General features: G+C 63.6%; 17 protein-coding genes and 1 pseudogene. 5 read left to right on the top strand and 13 right to left on the bottom strand.

Features of this window, described 5'->3' with window-relative positions:
• Positions 1-416: 416 nt before the first annotated feature.
• From EPN59_RS11070 to EPN59_RS11040, 7 genes are all read right to left on the bottom strand, one after another.
• On the bottom strand, positions 417-971 hold the full coding sequence (locus EPN59_RS11070; protein ID WP_293036667.1) for a phosphonate degradation HD-domain oxygenase: 555 nt from the start codon (positions 969-971) through the stop codon (positions 417-419).
• Between the two features lie 64 nt (positions 972-1,035).
• Complete coding sequence (locus EPN59_RS11065) at positions 1,036-1,686, bottom strand: GntR family transcriptional regulator (protein ID WP_293036666.1); 651 nt, start codon at positions 1,684-1,686, stop codon at positions 1,036-1,038.
• 59 nt (positions 1,687-1,745) lie between these two features.
• Positions 1,746-2,609 (bottom strand): 2-aminoethylphosphonate ABC transport system, membrane component PhnV, encoded by an 864-nt coding sequence (phnV, locus tag EPN59_RS11060; protein ID WP_293036665.1) that lies wholly within the window; start codon positions 2,607-2,609, stop codon positions 1,746-1,748.
• Positions 2,599-3,516, bottom strand: coding sequence for a 2-aminoethylphosphonate ABC transporter permease subunit (locus tag EPN59_RS11055; RefSeq protein ID WP_293036664.1), 918 nt, complete (start codon positions 3,514-3,516; stop codon positions 2,599-2,601). The genes phnV and EPN59_RS11055 overlap by 11 nt, the downstream gene beginning before the upstream one ends.
• Entirely contained in the window at positions 3,494-4,600 is a 1,107-nt protein-coding gene (phnT, locus tag EPN59_RS11050) for a 2-aminoethylphosphonate ABC transport system ATP-binding subunit PhnT (protein ID WP_293036663.1), read from the bottom strand. The genes EPN59_RS11055 and phnT overlap by 23 nt, the downstream gene beginning before the upstream one ends.
• 176 nt (positions 4,601-4,776) lie before the next feature.
• On the bottom strand, positions 4,777-5,862 hold the full coding sequence (gene phnS, locus EPN59_RS11045) for a 2-aminoethylphosphonate ABC transporter substrate-binding protein (protein ID WP_293036662.1): 1,086 nt from the start codon (positions 5,860-5,862) through the stop codon (positions 4,777-4,779).
• A gap of 471 nt (positions 5,863-6,333) precedes the next feature.
• On the bottom strand, positions 6,334-7,089 hold the full coding sequence (locus EPN59_RS11040) for a DeoR/GlpR family DNA-binding transcription regulator (RefSeq protein WP_293036660.1): 756 nt from the start codon (positions 7,087-7,089) through the stop codon (positions 6,334-6,336).
• A 198-nt stretch (positions 7,090-7,287) separates the two neighbouring features.
• On the opposite strand from EPN59_RS11040, the gene EPN59_RS11035 reads away from it, so the two are divergent.
• Positions 7,288-8,862 (top strand): AarF/UbiB family protein, encoded by a 1,575-nt coding sequence (locus EPN59_RS11035; protein ID WP_293036658.1) that lies wholly within the window; start codon positions 7,288-7,290, stop codon positions 8,860-8,862.
• A 19-nt stretch (positions 8,863-8,881) separates the two neighbouring features.
• Here the strand turns inward: EPN59_RS11035 and EPN59_RS11030 are convergent, their stop codons facing one another.
• Entirely contained in the window at positions 8,882-10,069 is a 1,188-nt protein-coding gene (locus EPN59_RS11030) for a L,D-transpeptidase (protein ID WP_363928556.1), read from the bottom strand.
• Between the two features lie 277 nt (positions 10,070-10,346).
• Between EPN59_RS11030 and nadE the strand changes: the two are divergent.
• A pseudogene (gene nadE / locus EPN59_RS11025) lies at positions 10,347-10,673 on the top strand (NAD(+) synthase); the annotation flags it as partial.
• Positions 10,674-10,727: 54 nt separating this feature from the next.
• Here the strand turns inward: nadE and EPN59_RS11020 are convergent.
• A complete protein-coding gene (locus EPN59_RS11020; RefSeq protein ID WP_293046040.1) occupies positions 10,728-10,997 on the bottom strand; it encodes an RNA-binding protein in 270 nt (89 codons plus the stop codon).
• Positions 10,998-11,731: 734 nt separating this feature from the next.
• On the opposite strand from EPN59_RS11020, the gene EPN59_RS11015 reads away from it, so the two are divergent.
• Positions 11,732-12,238, top strand: a complete 507-nt coding sequence (locus EPN59_RS11015) for a DUF1993 domain-containing protein (RefSeq protein ID WP_293033015.1) — start codon at positions 11,732-11,734, stop codon at positions 12,236-12,238.
• Positions 12,239-12,335: 97 nt separating this feature from the next.
• Here EPN59_RS11015 and EPN59_RS11010 read toward each other — a convergent pair whose 3' ends face one another.
• On the bottom strand, positions 12,336-12,962 hold the full coding sequence (locus tag EPN59_RS11010; RefSeq protein ID WP_293033025.1) for a LysE family translocator: 627 nt from the start codon (positions 12,960-12,962) through the stop codon (positions 12,336-12,338).
• Positions 12,963-13,099: 137 nt separating this feature from the next.
• On the opposite strand from EPN59_RS11010, the gene EPN59_RS11005 reads away from it, so the two are divergent.
• Together EPN59_RS11005 and EPN59_RS11000 are read left to right on the top strand one after the other, a co-directional pair.
• Positions 13,100-13,564, top strand: coding sequence for an Lrp/AsnC family transcriptional regulator (locus EPN59_RS11005; RefSeq protein WP_293033013.1), 465 nt, complete (start codon positions 13,100-13,102; stop codon positions 13,562-13,564).
• Positions 13,565-13,608: 44 nt separating this feature from the next.
• Positions 13,609-13,842 carry a hypothetical protein gene (locus EPN59_RS11000; protein ID WP_293033023.1) on the top strand — a complete coding sequence of 78 codons (234 nt, stop codon included), beginning with the start codon at positions 13,609-13,611 and terminating at the stop codon, positions 13,840-13,842.
• Between the two features lie 99 nt (positions 13,843-13,941).
• Here EPN59_RS11000 and EPN59_RS10995 read toward each other — a convergent pair whose 3' ends face one another.
• The 3 genes from EPN59_RS10995 to EPN59_RS10985 all read right to left on the bottom strand — a co-directional run bounded on the left by EPN59_RS10995 (position 13,942) and on the right by EPN59_RS10985 (position 16,691).
• The gene (locus tag EPN59_RS10995; protein WP_293033021.1) at positions 13,942-14,601 is read right to left on the bottom strand and encodes a glutathione S-transferase family protein; all 660 of its coding nucleotides are present in this window, start codon (positions 14,599-14,601) and stop codon (positions 13,942-13,944) included.
• 148 nt (positions 14,602-14,749) lie between these two features.
• Complete coding sequence (locus EPN59_RS10990) at positions 14,750-15,412, bottom strand: response regulator transcription factor (RefSeq protein ID WP_293033011.1); 663 nt, start codon at positions 15,410-15,412, stop codon at positions 14,750-14,752.
• A gap of 673 nt (positions 15,413-16,085) precedes the next feature.
• The gene (locus EPN59_RS10985) at positions 16,086-16,691 is read right to left on the bottom strand and encodes an H-NS histone family protein (RefSeq protein ID WP_293033009.1); all 606 of its coding nucleotides are present in this window, start codon (positions 16,689-16,691) and stop codon (positions 16,086-16,088) included.
• Positions 16,692-16,761: the final 70 nt, after the last annotated feature.

The following is a 16,761-nucleotide window of genomic DNA, read 5'->3' as shown; positions in this document are numbered from 1 at the left end:
GTGAGACTCTTGATACTTTTGCTTTTCCCGGCCCATCCCGAAGAACGGACCGGAGTCGCTGACCGCATCAAGCGCCCACACTTATCGGCTGTAAATTTTTAAAGATCGTTCGCTGAAACCACCGTAAAACAACGACTTGCTACCCGGCGTTTTCTGCGTCGCTGCGTCAGCAGCAGAGAAACGAGATTATGAAGATCATCAGGTTTATTGTCAACAGGTTTTTTACTTCGTTCAACCTGTCCGGCATAACTGCTGCCACCCGCAAATCCCCGCCCATTCGGGCCTTTCGCTTCCCCCGCGCCTTACTCGAAAGCGCGAAAGACCGAAATTCTAGTGATCCCGATCCGTTCTTGCAAGCGGTTTTTTTTGAAAGGCCCCGAACGAAACCTTTATGCGCTGATTCGGCAGCACTCAAATCATGAGTGACGCTGCATCACGCGTTCAATAATCCGCAGGAAGTGATTGAGACCCGGCGTCGGTTTGCCCGCCACCTTGGCAAGATCGTCCCAGCGTCGCAGGCGTATTGCATCGTCTGCGTATGGGCGCTGCGCGAATTCACGCGACTGCTCCGCGTTAAAGATGCCACCCTGCAATTCAAGGCTGCGCACAGAGTCGGCCGACAGGAGACGGAAATACGCGTCGTCGGTAGCGCACAGGTAGCGCTTGGCATCGACGTGCAGCTTGATCGGCTCCAGCACGGCGTCCGGTAAAACAGGGCGCAGGAACGAGAGCACGTAATACTGATGGAGATCGTCGATGCCGCGTTTCGTCGGCGTCTCGCCCTGGCGGCTCAGTAAATGGCCCAAATCATGCAGGAACGCAGCCGCCACCAGTTCCTCGCTCGCTCCGGCCTCCTCGGCCAATGCGCCACTTTGCAGCGCGTGCTCCAGTTGCGTGACCGGCTCGCCGCTGTAGGCGAGCGCGCCGTAGCCGTCAAACAGCCCCTTGATATCCGCCGGACTCAGCGCCATCCTTCACTCCCCCCTTTTTTCGATGGCAACGGCGCGCGCCGCCGCCCTCCACATTCGTCGCCGCTCACCACGCGCACGCGCCGCCCTGCGAGCGCATCAGCGCAGCGGCATCGTCGGCGTTGCGCGTTGCCAGCGCATTCAGGATCGCACGGTGCGCAGCATACGATACCTCCATCGTGTCGTCCTCAGGCGGCATGGCCCGCGACAGGCACAGCTCGCCCACGCACCGTCGATACGTTTCATGCAGCTTCTGATTACCCGCCGCGGCAACGAGCGCATCACGAAACGCATCGCACGCGCGGCCATACGCTGCACGATCCTCGCGCACGAGCGCGTCGCGCATCGCACCCAGCCACTCGCGCAGCACCGCGACCTGAGCCGCATCGATCCGCGCGGCCAGCATCCTGCACGCCGCCTCTTCCAGAATCGTCCGCACCACGCCCAGTTCCGCAGCCTCGGCGACCGAAACGCTGCGCACAAACACGCCGCGATGCTTTTCGTTACGCACGAGCCCCGCCTGCTCCAGCGCGCGGAATGCCTCACGCACCGGTCCGCGCGAAACCCGCAACAGCGCCGCCCATGCCGCCTCGTTGAGCTTGTCGCCCGGCGCGAGCAGGCCTGCCGCGATGCGCCGCTCAATCTCGCCGCGCACGAATTCGCTCAGCGAGTGCTGGTGCGATGTCTCAATCGGCGTAACAGCGTCTCGATCAAGCATCGTGCCGTTCGTCCACAAAGCGCTGGCGAAGTCCTGCGTACGCTGCGCCATTCATTCGATTAGTCCGCACGGCGGCGCGGCACCCGTGCCGCGATCAGCAGCAGCGCCGCCAGCGACACGATCAGCAGAATCAGCGACAGCGCCGACGCCGGCAGGTAATAGCCGCGCTCGACCGCGCCCACGACGACGATCGGCACCGTCGCGAATCCCGGCGGATACACCGTGAGCGTCGCGCCGAGTTCACCGAGCGACAGCGCAAAACCAAGCGCAAGACTTGCGCGGATCGCCGGCACGAGTTGCGGCAGCACGACCCGGCGCAGCACCATCGACGGCGGCGCACCGAGGCTCGCCGCAGCTTCGCGCAGGACGGTCAATTCGGGGCGCAACGCAGCCGCCGCGCAGCGATAGCAGAACGGCAGCACCAGCGCGAGCTGCACGAGCACGACGATCGCCGCAGACCCGGACAGATCCAGCGGCGCCTTGTGATAGGCGATGAGCACAGCGAGGCCGAGCACGACGCTCGGCACGCCGTTGGGCACCATTGCGAGCGTATCGACGACTGCACCCAGGCCGCGCCGGTCGCGCCCTTCCAGCGCCAGCGCGAGCCAGAGTCCCAGCGCTGTGCCGAGCACCGCCACGCCGAAGCCGACTTCGAGACTCGTTGCGAGTGCATCGAAGTCGCGCGAACCGAGGCGCTCGAACCAGCGCATGCTGAAGCCATCCGGGAAGATCGTGCCGGACCAGTGCGATGCGACGCTCGACAGCGCCACGACGATCACCGGCAGCACGAAGAGCCAGAAACACAGTAGCGCAGCAAAACCGAGCAGCACGCCGCCCGCGATCCGTGCGGCGAGGCTGCGCTCGACGGGTCTTACGCGGTGATGCAGCGGCGGCAGTGCGATTCGATCGGGATTAGCGGCCATGGCGAGCACCTCCCTGGCTGCGGCGGTTCACGCGCCGGTAGAACGCATATAAAGAGAGCGACATCGCAAGCATGACGACGGCACCTGCGGCCGCGGTCGGCAGATCGAGGTCGACGGTTGCCGCACTATAGATCGCAACCGGCAGCGTGACGAGATGCGCGCTGCCAAGCACGAGCAGAATGCCGAACTCGTTGAACGTCAGCAGGAAACACAGAATCGTGCCTGCCGCGATGCCCGGCCACGCAAGCGGCAGAATCACGCGCACAGCAACCATCCGCGTATTCGCGCCGAGACTGCGCGCAGCTTCGATCAGGCGCATGTCGAGCAGCGCAAATGCGGCGAGCGTCGGGCGCACGACGAATGGCGCGTAAAACACGACTTCCGCGAGAATCACGCCGCCCATGCCGAACAGAAAATCGAGCGGCGGCGCTTGCAGATGAAAGAGGCGCTGCAAGCCGATGCTCACCGAGCCCTCCGAGCCGTACAGGAAAATCAGCGTAAAGGCGACGAGAAACGACGGGAACGCCACGAACAGTTCGAGAAAGCGCGTGACGAGGCGTGCGCCAGGAAACGGCTTGAAGAACAGGATCGCGGCCAGCGCGACGCCGAGCACCGAAGCCAGGCCCGCGCTCACACACAGGATCCACAGCGTCGTGGCGATGACGCCGCGCGTATCGGGGTTGCCGAAGAACGATGCGTACGCATCGAAGCTCAATCCGTGCGCGCCAGTCAGGCTCAACAGCACGAGACGCACGAGCGGATACACGACAATCGGCCCGAGCACGAACACGAGCAGGAATGCGATGTGCCACTGCGCGCGCCGCTCGCGGCGGTGCGCGACGACCGCGTGCGCATCGGCGTCGCGCGGCTTCAGGCTCGCCGCTTCAGGGGTGAACAAGGACGACATCGTCTGCCTCGTAACGCAGGGATACGCGCAGGCCTTTTTCCGGCATCACGCCGTGGCCGCGCTGCATGGTGACAAGAACCGGCTCGTTCGGCATCGCGTCGAGCAGCACCGGAACCGACAGCACCGCGCCATACCATTCGACCGATTCGATCGTGCCGTGCAGCGCGCCTTCGCCGAGCTTCACGATGCGCAAGCTTTCCGGGCGCAGGCAGGCGAGCTTGTCGCGCATGTCGTGACGCGGATCGCCGACCGGAAACACGATGTTCGGCGGCAGCAGGTTCGCCGCGCCGAGATAGCGCGCGCCGTACGCGTCGTTCGGCGTGTCGTAGAGCTCCTGCGGCGTGCCGAGTTGCGCGATGCGGCCGTCGCGCATCAGCAGCGTGCGGTCGGAGAGCACCAGCGCATCGTCCTGGTCGTGTGTGACGCACACGATGGTCAGGTCGGGCAGACGCTCGTGGAGCGCCTTGAGTTCGGAGCGCACCGAAGCGCGCAGATTGGCGTCGAGAGCCGAAAGCGGCTCGTCGAGCAGCAGCACGTCCGGCTCGATCACAAGCGCGCGAGCGAGCGCCACGCGCTGCTGCATGCCGCCCGAGAGTTGCGCGGGCATGACGTGACCCGCGTCGCCGAGTTGCACGAGCTTGAGCGCGTCGGCTACGCGGCGGGCGATGTCGCGCGCGGGCACCTTGCGCGCCTTGAGTCCGAACGCGACGTTCTCGAACACCGTCAAGTGCGGGAAGAGCGCATAGCTCTGAAACAACAGGCCGAGGTTGCGGCGGTGCGGCGGCACATGGGTCAGATCGCGGCCTGCGACCGTAAGCGAGCCGGAAAGTCCATCGGCTTCGATGAATCCGGCGATGAAGCGCAGCAGCGTGGTCTTGCCACAACCGCTGCGGCCGAGCACGGTCAACAGTTCGCCGCGGCGGATCGTGAGCGACAGGTCGTCGAGGACAGTGCGCGTGCCGAAGCGCACGCTCAGATGGTCGATCTGCACACCTGCGGCGCCTGCGGCCTGCAGTGCGCCCATCGCGCCAATCGCACTTGTTTCGCCCGTCATGCCGGACGGCGCAAGGCTTGCGGTATTCACCGGGATCGTCTCCTGTCGATGGGACTTGGCGCTTCAGCGCTTAGTCCCATCCCATGCAAAGCTGTCGATGGGACCTGGCGCTTCAGCGCTTAGTCCCATCCAAAACTATCGACCGGAGCCGGCGCTACGCCCCGACTCCGGTCCCGTACAACGTGACCGACGCACAGCCCGAAGGCTTATTGCGGCTTCACGACCTCGGTCTGCTTGCCCGACGAGCCGATCACTTCGTTCTTCCAGCGCGTGGTCCAGTCAGCCTTTTTCGCCATCACGTGGTTCCAGTCCACCGAAACCAGCTTCACGCCCGCAATCGCCTGCTTGACCGCTTCGCCGTTCTTGCCCGCGAGCGCCACGTCCGTGCGGCCCGGGATGCCGAAAATATCCGGCACCTTCGACTGCACTTCGGTCGACATCAGATAGTCGATCAGCTTCTTGCCTTCCGCCTGGTTCGGGCCGCTCTTGATCAGGCCGATCGCATACGGCAGCTGGAACGTGGTCGGATGGCCGCTGGCATCGGCCGCGAGAAAGATCGGCTTGAGCGAGAGGCCGCCGTTCGCTGCGTCGTCGAGGTCCATCTGCAGGTCACCGTTGGCCACCGCGATTTCGTTCCGCGAGAGCAGCACGTCGAGATAACCCGTGCCCTTCGTGTGGAACCGGGCGCTCTGTTCGAGCTTCTTCAGATAGTCGAATGCCTTGTCTTCGCCCATCAGCGAAGTCGTCAGGATGATGACGGCCATGCCGTCGCCCGCCGTTGCCGGGTTCGAATACGCAACCTTGCCCGAGTAGTCGGGATGCAGCAGGTCAGCAAACGTCTTCGGCGGGTTCTTCACGACTTCCGGGTTGATCGCGAACGAGAAGTAGTTGTTCACGAACGTTGCCCACGCACCGTCCGGCGCCTTCGCGATCGTCGGCACATTCTTGTAGTTCACGCTCTGGTACGGCTGCAGCAGGCCGTTCTGCGCCGCCTGCTGGATGAACGGCGGCAGCGTCACGATAACGTCGGCTTTCGGCGAATCCTTTTCGACGTTTGCGCGATTCACCACTTCGCCGCTACCGGCCGTCACGATGTTCACCTTGACGCCTTCCTTCTTCTCGAAGGCAGGCAGCACATCGCGATAGAGATTTTCGAGGCCGTCGGCCGTGTAGAGCACCACTGCGTCGGCAGCGTGCGCGCTCAAGGCAAAGCCTTCGAGCATCATTGCGGCCGCAAGCATCGGCAGAAACTTGCGGGCGAAATCCGCGCGAAGGGGATTCTGGTGGTTCATGTCACTCTCCGAAGGCAAAAACCAGGTTGCTCGGGGATACCCGATGCTTGTGTAGTCGAACGTCGGCGGATCGTGCCGCCTGCATTTCCCGTGTGCTGCCGCGCGGATTACGGATTGTCTACAATCCGCCCGGCTCGCCTGACAACGATCACTGACCTCACACGCTGAAAAGCCATCCACACCGCGCGCCAGCCCCTGTCAGAACAGGCCCCGCAAGAATCACAGACTTCCATGACAGCGACATGACTTTTGTGGCGTTTTGCAACAAAATCCACAAATTGCCAATTAACGACATATGAGACGGCGCAATGTGCCGCCGTGCAGGCACGCGTTTGTCTACAGAAAAGGGCTAGCGAAAGGGCGCGGGCACGCCGGAACACTGGCTGACGCAAATGCCAGTGCCAGTGCACGTCGGGAGAGATGAATGTGCCGGGTCGAGATGACCGGCGAATGGAAAGCGCCGCGCGCGCCTCAGGCGACCAGCAGTTCCGGCCCGCGCGCCACGATTGCGCGCGCAAGCGATTTCTCCGGCGCCAGTTCGGTGATGACGTACCGGGCACGCTCGAATCCGTTGATCCGCACGGGCGTCACGCGACCAAACTTCGAATGATCGGCGACGATGATCGCGCAGCTCGTCGCAAGCAGCATGCGGCTGCGCACCTCCGCGACCATGCGCGAGTAGTCGGTCAGCCAGCCGTCGGCGGTAATGCCGCCCGCGCCGACGAAGGCGAAATCGGCGTGATACTGGTCGAGCTGCCGCACAGTATCGAGGCCGAACGTCGCTTCCTCGTGATCGGAAAGCTCGCCGCCCAGCATCGTCACGCGGTTCTCGTTGCGGCGGCCGAGCAACATGGCGATGCGCCAGTCGTTCGTGTAGACGGTCAGCCGATGGCGGTCGGTGAGCGCGCGCGCCACGGCATGCGGCGTGCTGCCCGAGTCGATGATGACCGATGCGCCGTCCTGCACGAACTCGGCGGCGCGTTCGCCGATGGCGCGCTTCGCGCTCGCGTTCGAGGCTTCGCGCACGTCGAGATCGGGCTCGCGCCGGTCGCTGGAAAGCGCCCCGCCATGCGTGGTGACGAGCAACCCGCGCGCGGCTAGCGTGTTCAGATCGCGCCGGATCGTTTCGCGCGACACGCTCAGTTCGCGCACGAGGTCCGCTACGGAAAGCGCGCCGCTTTTATTGACTTGCAACAGGATGTATTGGTGACGTTGTTCTGCAAGCATCTTCTCGGTAAGCATCTGGAGCGCGCGGATCCGGAACGGCGGCCGAATGTGGTCGCGTGGTCGCGTGGTCGCCCCGAATGGTCGCGGTATTGTATTACGCAGGCGCGGCGGCACTGCCATCGCGTGTCTATCCCTGCTACTCTCGCCCTTTGCCGTGCGCGCTTGCGACCGGCACGCGCTCCATCGACTGCTGTGCCAATGCGATCACTATTTCGTCAACTCCGGCTGCTCTTTTGTGCGCTGCGCTATGGCGTCAGGCTGATCTGGCTCACCGCGCCCGAACATCACAAGCTGCACTGGTTCGTCTCGCTCGCGTCGCGCATGCGCGACGATGCGCGCCTCACCGCGAGCCTGCATGGCGCGCTGCCGCGTCTCGCACCGCTTGCGGCTGCGTTTGCGCAGACACTCGCGACACGGCCCGACCTCGCCGCGATGACGCTGCACGACAGCATCGAAGCCCTCGAACATTTCGACGCCCCGCTCACGCCCGATGCGCTCGACTCGGCGCTGCATGCCGCGCTCGGCAAACCGCCGCAGACACTGTTCGCATCGATCGACCCCACGCCCATCCATCACGGCTGGTGTGAACAGACGCACATCGCGCGGCTCGCGCTGCCGCTCAACGGCCATCGGACGGTGACACTGCGCGTGCTGCGCGCCGACCACATCGAGGAAGTCGACGAGGATGCCCTGCTGCTGTGCGTCGTCGCGCGCTGGTTCGAGCGGTTCTCGCGCGCGGCGCGCACGCTGCAGCTGCACGACCTGGCGCTCGATCTGCGCAACGACCTGCAACACCGCTTCGATCTGCGCGCCCAGGCGGCAAATATGAGCCAGTCGGGCCACCAGCTCGAGAGGAATCCGCGTGTCGTCGTGCCCGACGTGATCTGGGACTTGTGCACGCCGCACACGCTCGCGGTCCAGCACATCGACTCGGTGCCGGTTACCGACATCGCCGGTCTCGCCGGGCATCGCATCAACGCGACGCGCGTCGCCGTGCATCTGGTCGAAGTCGTCACGCAGCAGGCTTTCGAGCACGGGTTCTTTCATGCGACGCTCGACGCGCGCCGCATCGCGGTCAGCATCGAGCCGCCGACGCTCGGGCGCCTCGTGTTCGCGGGATCGACGCTGATGACGAGCCTTTCGTCGCCGGAGCGCGAGTTCTTCGTCCACGGCGCGACGGCGCTGTTCCAGCAGGACTATGGCAGGCTCGCCGATCTGCACAGCGCCGCCGGGCACGTTCCCGCGCACGCGCGCAAGGAACAGATCGAGGCGGAACTGCGCACGCGCTCGGAGGCGCACTTCGCGAACAGCGCCGACGCGCGCAGCGCGGGCGACCTGTTTCATCATTTGCTGCACGTGGTGCAGCCGTTCGGCGGTGCAGTGTCGCCGCGACTCGCCGCCGCGCAGCGCGCGTTTGCCCAGGCCGAGGAACTGGCGCGCACGATTCATCCGGACGTCGACGCCTGGGGCATCGCCGAGCGCACGCTCGCCGGCATTGCGCAGCGCGATCTCGATCATCGCGGCTGGATCCGGCGGCTATCGCAGGAATTCCCTCATCTCGCGCAAGTCGCGCCGCGCGTGCCGCAGCTCGTTTTTCACTACCTCCAGCATCATGCGAAAACGCCGGGCATCCACGGCGCGGCCACGGCTGGCCCGCGTACCGGCGTCGTGGCCGGGTTGATCCGCGAGCAACGGCGCACGCGCGCCTTGCTGATCGCCTGCGCGCTGTGCGGCGCCGCCCTTGGCGCGGCGGCAATCCTGCACGGCTTCTGACTGCGCCGCGCGGCACCGCTCAATCCGCCTGATCGCCGCCCGCGGGCACCTTCGCGCGCGCCTTGCTGCCGGGCGCGGGCGACCACGCCGGACGCGTCTTCCGTTCCGAATCGACGACGACGATAAAACGGCCCGCCCACGGCGTAACCACCCGGTCCGAGTGCAGCACCCAGAGCGATTTGCCCGATGCGGCGAGCGCCTCGTATTCGGCGTCGAGGATGCCGTGATGATCGAGGAACACGTTGAGCGATGCCGGTATCCGCACGCAGCCCTTCGAGTGGCGGATGCCGAGCAGCGGTTCGAGCCGGTCCGGATCGGTGGCGTGCATCTGGAAGCGCATCTGTGAAACGCCTCCCTTGCCCCAGCCGCGTTCGCCATCCACCCAGCCCAGATCGTAGATGCGCATGTCGCGCCGGCCGTAACCGCGTATGCCGTTCTGGTTCATCGTGCCTTCCGCCCGGAAGTCCATGTTGTCGGGCGTGTGCGCGAACACGCCGAGCGGCGTGAGGAAATGGTCGTACTCGCCGGGCCGCCCCGTCGCGACCGGCGACGCGCCGATCATGAGCCACGGCTCGCCAGGCGAGGCGCGAAAGTAGATGAAGAGCGCCTGAACGTTCGCATTGCGATCGACGAGGACCACGAATTCGCCCGCCAGCTCGCCGAGGTCACGGTCGTCGAGCGCCGCTTGCAGGCGCGCGCCGTAGGCGTGCTGGTCCGCGAGCGGCACGCGCAGCCGACGCGTCACCTCCCTCGCGAAAACGGCGCGCATCCGCAACGCGGCGTGGGTCTCCTCGACATCCTGGGCGCGAGTAAGCGCCGGATGTTCGGGAAGCTTGAGCACGGCGGGTGCGGACGCCGGGGCGGGCGTGGACGCCGGTGTGCCAGCCGATGCGGCGTTGCCGGAAGGCGCCGTGGCGGGCGAGGCGGGCGTTGTCGACAAAGGCGCGGATGCCGGGGCCGACGCTGTTCGCGCCGCTGATGCCGCTGATGCCGCCGATGCCGCCGATAGCGCCAGCCCGTGCGCAGCCTGCACCGCGCCCGACGCCACGTGCGCAGCAGAGGCTGGTGTCGCGCCTGCAACGAGCGCCGCGCCCGCAGCCCACCACACGCACGCTGCTGCACAGAGCACGCGGCGCGCGAGCGATAACTGGCGCACCTTGAGTTGCTGAAGCCGTGTCGGCGCGCCCGGCCGAATGTCTGCATTCATATTTGTGCCGGGCGGGCGCGAGATTTTTTTGTTCATCGCGAGTGCGGCCTGATTATGGGTATTGTGCGATTCGGATGCATCGTGACGGTTGTCGGGCCGCGCAACGGCGCAGTCCCGTCGAGGATGGCGATCCACGATCACTCACCATTAAACCAGACAACGACTATGCACCGCGTGGCGTTGTCGCCGCTCTTGCCAGGAACCATCAATGGATTTCACGCCCGACGCTGACGATGCGCTCGCCCAGCAACGACTCATCGCGGCCTTGGGCGCGAGGGGTTTCTTTACGAAGTTCGGGGACAGCGGCGCAGACGTACTGCCGCTCGCGGGCCTGAACAAGCGCCGCATGCGTGCACTCGCGCGGGCGCTCGGTGCACCGGAGCGTCTCGTGAACAAGACACCGACCGCCGACCTGGAGAATCTGCGCCCGCTACGCCCCGACGAGGACGCGTACGGCGTGAGCGACGACGAAATCGATGATTTTCTGGAGGGCAAGCCAGTCAGCGCGGCGGCGCGCGCGACGATCCTGCGCTTTCACGCGGACACCCCCCATAAGCGGGCGCCGCCGTACACGCCGCAAGATCCGCTGCCGCCATCTGCGTAAACAGTCAACGACGGCAGTCAACGACGGCAGTCAACGACGGCAGGCGGCGACGAATCAGCGCTGCGGCTGCGGCGCCTCATCGTCGAACGGCTGTGCGCTGACCCTCAGCGCAACGCCCGCAAAACGGCGGCCCTGAAGTTCGCGCGCCACTGCCTCGGCGATGTACGGTATGTCGGCATTCAGTTCGAGGTCCGCGTGCGCGTTCGGCGTACCGGCGTCGTAGACGGTCACACCTTTCGCGTAGTGGCCGAGTTCGTGCACGAAAAACTCGCGCACCTCTTGCTCACTACAGGATTCGGGGACATTCCAGACGGTGAGATGCATGACGGCCTACCGGCGATAACGCGGGCGATCCGCGCGCACACGGACCGGTTGCAGGCTCGCACGAGCACGCGCCTGAGTCCACGCCGCCTGTCCAAGCACAGCCGCAACAGACAGCAGTAACAAAGTGGACACGACCATTTCGCACCTCCTATTCTTGACGAATGTCAGGATATGCCTAATGCGCCGCCACTGCTCTGCGGCATATTGTCGTGAAGCCGTCGCAGGGCCGGTCAATCGCGTCGTCACGACACGGCCGGATCGCGCGCGCATCGGTTGACTGCCGGTTTCGCGCGGCGGCGCAGCCTGGGGATCGGCAACGCCCGTCGCAGGAAACAGTGGTGCAATGTGTCGCACTTGCGCGATGTGAATTGAATGGCCATCGCCACAGCGTGACAACAGATTAAAAACCGCCGTGGAAATTGCGATTCAAACCCAATAGTTGCGGCGCGCACGATGCAACATTTCCGCGGCGGCTAATTCGGAACCTCTTGCGCAACATCGAGATTTCACACGAGAAATCCGATCAGGAATGCGATGTTAATCGCGGCATGTACAGCCTGTGCGACCGGGGTCACGACGATGCATTACTCGTCGTGACCCGTCGTGTCAGCGCGGCGCGTGCACAAGATCGACCGATGGCTCAATGGCAGCGCATGTCCGATAGCGCATAATGATTCGCCCGTTAGCTCCGGCTCGGAGCACGGCGCGCACAATCGAAGACACGAGGAATACCCATGTCCATTTCCATGTTTCAAGCCTCGGTACCCGTCCTGGTCCGCGGCCTCACCAATCTGCAAGCGATCCTCGGCAAGGCGCAGGCGCATGCGTCCGAAAAGCAGATCGACCCGACTGTGCTGACCAGCGCGCGGCTCTTCCCCGACATGCTGCCGCTCTCGCGTCAAATCCACATCGCTACCGACACCGCCAAGGGCTGCGCCGCGCGCCTCGCGGGCGTGGAAGCGCCGAAATTCGACGATGTCGAAGTGACGTTCGACGAACTCCACACGCGCATTCAGAAGACCATCGACTATCTCCAGACATTCAAGCCCGAGCAGATCGACGGTACGGAAGAGCACGCCATCACGCTCAAAATGCGCACCGGCCCGATCGAGTTCATCGGCCTGAATTACCTGCTGACGTTCGTGCTGCCCAACTTCTATTTCCACATCACGACCGCGTACGACATCCTGCGTCACAACGGCGTGGAAGTCGGCAAGCTCGATTACCTCGGCCGACAATAAAACGACTGAATAACGCACAACGCGCGCTGCCTGCCCACGGCGGCGCGTTGCGCGCCGCCACTCAATTGGCCGATTAATCCGACGATCAGTCCACCGCTCAATCGAGCGTCAAGCGCACCGCGAAACCAAAGAGCGCGGACGAAAACGCCCACTTCTGTAAGGTCTGTGCAAGCGGATGCTTGCGCAACCACACAGCAATGCGCGCCGCCCCGAGGACGTAAATCACGTCGAACAGCGCACACACGATCACGAGCAAAACGCCCAACTGGAGCACCTGGAGCCACACCGAGCCCGCCTGCGGCCGGATGAACTGCGGCAGCAACACCGAGCAGAACAGCAGCGCCTTGGGATTGAGCAGATTCGTCAGCAGGCCCTTCAAAAAATCAGCGCGGCGCGAGCGTGTGGCAGGAATGACTGCATCCTCGGGTAGCGCGAACACCGGCGCCCGGAAAATCTGCACGGCCACCCAGACCAAATAGGCCGCTCCGGCATAGCGCACGACTTCAAAGAGCCACGGCGCATTGCGCAGCAGCGCGGCGAGTCCGCACGCAGAGAGCGTCACGTGCGTCGAGCGGGCAACGCCCAATCCGCAAGCTGCCGCGAATCCGCTTTTTGTGCCGCGACTCATGCTGGTCTGCATCACAAGCGCCATGTCTGCGCCAGGCAAAGCGCAGACAACGATCAGGGCGATGATGAACATGAGCAACAGGTGGGCGGAAATCATGATGGCCTCGTTTGAAAGAGGCTCTATCTTGCCGCTATCGGCGGAGGGATTTCTGGCGATTTTCGTTTCCGTCCCAGCCATTTTTAGCGCCATACACTAATATTCAGGCTTCACAAAAGGATAAGCACTCGCACCCAATGAGCGAACCCGACAAACTCGACCGGGCGATCCTCGGCGCGCTGCAAAAAGACGGGCGCATGCCGAATGCACGACTCGCAGAAACGGTCGGCCTGAGCGAAACGCCATGCGCGCGCCGCCTCAAGCGGCTCGAACAGGACGGCTATATCGAGCGCTACCGTGCCGTGCTCTCGCGCCGTGCGCTCGGCTATGGCGTCTTCGCGTTCGTGCTCGTGCGTTTTGCGGTGCACGACCGCGCGCTCGCGGACCGTTTCGAGCGTGAAGTCTGTGCGATTGAGCGTATCCTGTCGTGCCATAACGTTTCCGGCACCGCGGACTACATTCTGCAGATCGTCGCAACCGATCTCGACGACTACGGCACATTCATGCGCGACCAGTTGCGCAGCCTGCCGGGCGTGACGTCGGTGGAATCGTCGCTGTCGTTGCGCGAAGTGAAGGCCGACGGCGGCCTGCCCTTGCCGTGAGCGCCGCCCTACCCGGCAAATCCCATTTGAAACCGGAGTTTTCGATGAATCCAGAACAGGCGCGAGCCGAAGAATCCCAAGCCATGGAGCGCGTCCTGACCGCCACGCAGCGGGTCAAGACAGCGTTCGCATCGTTGCAGTCGCAATTTCCCCCGGCGGGCGATGGCCACCCGTCGCAGTTCGCGCTGACGGCGTTCGACGCCGCGCTGCAGGAACTTGAAGACGCCCAGGCTGCGTTCGACGAACTGCTCAACGATTTGCTGGACGGCAACCGCTGATTCCGGAACGGGCTTTCTGCGCCTCAACCTGGCAGGAGGTGATGCGTCGCTCATGCGCGCCGCAGCCGACCTTTGTACAGAGCGTGGCGCAACGAAACGTCAATCCCGCTGCGGCGCGCCGAGGGGAAAGAACGACCGGAACGGCCGCGCTTCTTCCACCGCCCGCGCGAAGGATGGTCGCGCAAGCAAACGTGCACGATAGGCGCGCAATACCGGAAGGGTTTCCGGAATCGGGTACGTCCAGTCCGCATAAAAAAGCGCCGGAGATGCGGCACAGTCCGCGAGCGTGAATTCCGTTCCAGCCGCCCACTCGCGGCCCGCAAGCTGCCCTTCGAGCCACGCATAGGCGAGATCCAGTTTCTTCGCCGCGAAGGCCAGTCCCTCCTCACGCCTCGCCGGATCCCCCGTCAAAGCACCGTCCACGGCGCGCTGCACGGGCGTCATGACGTGCAGATCGAAGAAGCGATCGAGAAAACGCACGTCCAGCGCTTTCATTGGGTCGGCGGGCAGCAAGCGCAGCGGTCCGGGGTGCGTGAGCTGCAAATATTCGATGATGATGCTCGTTTCGACAATGTTGCGCTCGCCGTCCACCAGCAGCGGAAACTTGTGCAACGGCCAGCGCTGCAGCCACTCGGCCGAGTGTTCCGGCTCATCCGGACCGAGACAACGAAACTCGAACGGCATGTTGTTCTCATACAGCGCAACAAGCACTTTCTGTGTGTACGAGGAGAAAGGGTGACCATAAAGCACGAGCGGCATCTCGACACCTCCGGATTCGGGCAGATTGCGATTGAACGGCGATTGAACCATGCGCCGACCGTCCGCATATTGCAAGTCGCTCCGTCTTTCACGCGATACCGTGCTGCGTACGGTTTGGAAACAAAACTACGCACGGTTTCAACCAGACTCACGCCGGATTCAAGGATGCGGACGAAAGCAATACGCCAGAACGACTTGCAATGCGCGCAAGCTGCACGCTGTTGTCCGCACCGAACTTGCGGCGAATCGCCGATTGATGGTTTGCCACCGTCTTCTGGCTTACACCGAGCCTCTCGGCGATGTGACGCAGCGTATAACCTTGCACGAGCAACCTCAGCACCTCGAACTCGCGCGCCGAAAGACGCCTGTGCGGTTGCCCTTCGCGAAGCGCGTCGTTGGCCGACCACGCGTGTGCTATGTCGGTGCTCAGATAGCGCCTACCGCGCGCCACCGCGTGAACCGCTTCGACAAGCACATCCGGCGCACTGGATTTCGTCACGTAGCCGGTCGCGCCCGCATCGAGTGCGCGGCGCACGAAGATTGCGTCCTCGTGAACACTGAAGATCAGGATGCGCGCCGCACTATCGCGCGCGAGCATGCGCCGCATCGCCTCGATCCCACTGGCGCCCGGCAGCGAGATGTCCATGATGACCACACCGGGCTGCATCGCGCAAAAACGTTGATACGCCTCGGCCGCATCTGCGGCCTCACCGCACACGCGCAGGCCGGGTTCGAGATCGAGCAGCCGCCGGTACCCTTCGCGCACAACGGCATGATCGTCGACGAGGAGGACTGAAATGCATGGTGGCACTTTGTGAGGCTCCTACGAGATAGAGGCTGGCGCATCAATCGGGATCGTCGTTTATTAACGTTGCGGCATCCACGGTCTGCTCTGATCCTGGATCGTCGGCTTGGTGCAGCACCCTTAAGGCAGACAAATCACATCTCCAATTGATCTGCATACTTAATTAAAGAAGCAGATTTTTTCAACATCTTACTGGAGATCGATCGGGCCCACCGTGCATCGTGGCGCGCTTCGGCACGCACCGCCAAGGTTGAAACGGTTCCATCTCACCTCGGGAAATCATCCATGGAAGATTGAATCACGCCAGACGACGATGCGCTCATGAACGAAATACTGAAATGGAACGCGCATTAGCGATGACGCGTTTTTAGCCAGGTTTTTGGCGAGGCTTTGCAGCGCAACAGCGGCAAAGCGTCAGGCTGAACTGCGCCCGCAAGCGGATCGCCCTATGCGCTATGAACGTGGAGGATGTGATGGCCCGGACGCGGGCTGCTGGAATAACCCAGTTTGGGTTCGCGACCGATCCGCGAGGACGGCCATTCGATGGACAGTTGGCGAACGCGTCAGGCAGCGTTCAAAGCCTGGTCGCGCTGGCGGCGGCGCGGCGTCGTGAAATTGCCACTCGATACGTTGCCCGGAATCCGGACGTCCCGCACCGCGCCAGCCGAAACTACCTTGCTTATTCCGCAACCACTGCGGGCGTTTCCATCTTTGCCGCTACGGCAACATTTCTTTTCGCCGAAGTTTTACGAAGAGCCGCGCGTTTTTTCGCGGGTGCTGCCTTTTTGCGAGCCGTTGCGCCCGTTACCGACGCTACACGGCGTTGAACCGAGCCGCGCTTCGCGGCTACTGCCTTACGAGCGGCCTTCTTCGCAGCCGGGCCTTTCACGGGAGCCTTTTTCCCAACAGCAGCTTTCGCACCGGCAGCCTTCTTGCCTTCATTCCCCTCGATAAGGAACCGAGTGCGATCTTTTACATCCCTGATCCAGGCCGGAGCCCGGCCGCGGCCGCTCCACGTTGCGCCCGATTTCGGATCGGCGTACTTCGGTGCAACGGTCTGCAGTTTTTTCCCTGCGGATTTCGTCATGCCATTTGCAGCCTTGACCGAAGGTTTGCGACCGCGCCTTTTCCCGACGAACGACTCGATGTCGGCAAGACTCAATCCATGCTTGTGCATCAGATCACGGATCCTTTCGAGGCCGATAGAAGTCTGCTTTTCGGCGATTGCCGCTGCCTGCTTTTGAAGCTTTGCGATCTTCAACTGAATTGCGTCCAATGTAATCATTTTTCCGTCCCTGTCAGAATTACGCGACCAGGTGGCCGCCCGGATTTCCCCCACCCTGTCGAAAAGCGGC

This window comes from Paraburkholderia sp., from assembly GCF_004298475.1.
In the GTDB taxonomy this organism is placed as follows: domain Bacteria; phylum Pseudomonadota; class Gammaproteobacteria; order Burkholderiales; family Burkholderiaceae; genus Paraburkholderia; species Paraburkholderia denitrificans.
This window is presented reverse-complemented; position numbering and strand designations above follow the sequence as displayed.

Excerpts from the sequence above, each read along its gene's own strand:
- EPN59_RS11035 (WP_293036658.1), top strand. The coding sequence starts at position 7,288 with ATGCGATCACTATTTCGTCAACTCCGGCTGCTCTTTTGTGCGCTGCGC.
- EPN59_RS11055 (WP_293036664.1), bottom strand. The coding sequence starts at position 3,516 with ATGTCGTCCTTGTTCACCCCTGAAGCGGCGAGCCTGAAGCCGCGCGAC.
- EPN59_RS10995 (WP_293033021.1), bottom strand. The coding sequence starts at position 14,601 with ATGCCGCTCGTGCTTTATGGTCACCCTTTCTCCTCGTACACACAGAAA.
- EPN59_RS11030 (WP_363928556.1), bottom strand. The coding sequence starts at position 10,069 with ATGAATGCAGACATTCGGCCGGGCGCGCCGACACGGCTTCAGCAACTC.
- phnS (WP_293036662.1), bottom strand. The coding sequence starts at position 5,862 with ATGAACCACCAGAATCCCCTTCGCGCGGATTTCGCCCGCAAGTTTCTG.
- phnV (WP_293036665.1), bottom strand. The coding sequence starts at position 2,609 with ATGGCCGCTAATCCCGATCGAATCGCACTGCCGCCGCTGCATCACCGC.
- EPN59_RS11065 (WP_293036666.1), bottom strand. The coding sequence starts at position 1,686 with ATGCTTGATCGAGACGCTGTTACGCCGATTGAGACATCGCACCAGCAC.
- EPN59_RS11000 (WP_293033023.1), top strand. The coding sequence starts at position 13,609 with ATGAATCCAGAACAGGCGCGAGCCGAAGAATCCCAAGCCATGGAGCGC.
- EPN59_RS11040 (WP_293036660.1), bottom strand. The coding sequence starts at position 7,089 with ATGCTTGCAGAACAACGTCACCAATACATCCTGTTGCAAGTCAATAAA.
- EPN59_RS11070 (WP_293036667.1), bottom strand. The coding sequence starts at position 971 with ATGGCGCTGAGTCCGGCGGATATCAAGGGGCTGTTTGACGGCTACGGC.
- EPN59_RS11010 (WP_293033025.1), bottom strand. The coding sequence starts at position 12,962 with ATGATTTCCGCCCACCTGTTGCTCATGTTCATCATCGCCCTGATCGTT.
- EPN59_RS11005 (WP_293033013.1), top strand. The coding sequence starts at position 13,100 with ATGAGCGAACCCGACAAACTCGACCGGGCGATCCTCGGCGCGCTGCAA.
- EPN59_RS10985 (WP_293033009.1), bottom strand. The coding sequence starts at position 16,691 with ATGATTACATTGGACGCAATTCAGTTGAAGATCGCAAAGCTTCAAAAG.
- EPN59_RS11020 (WP_293046040.1), bottom strand. The coding sequence starts at position 10,997 with ATGCATCTCACCGTCTGGAATGTCCCCGAATCCTGTAGTGAGCAAGAG.
- EPN59_RS11015 (WP_293033015.1), top strand. The coding sequence starts at position 11,732 with ATGTCCATTTCCATGTTTCAAGCCTCGGTACCCGTCCTGGTCCGCGGC.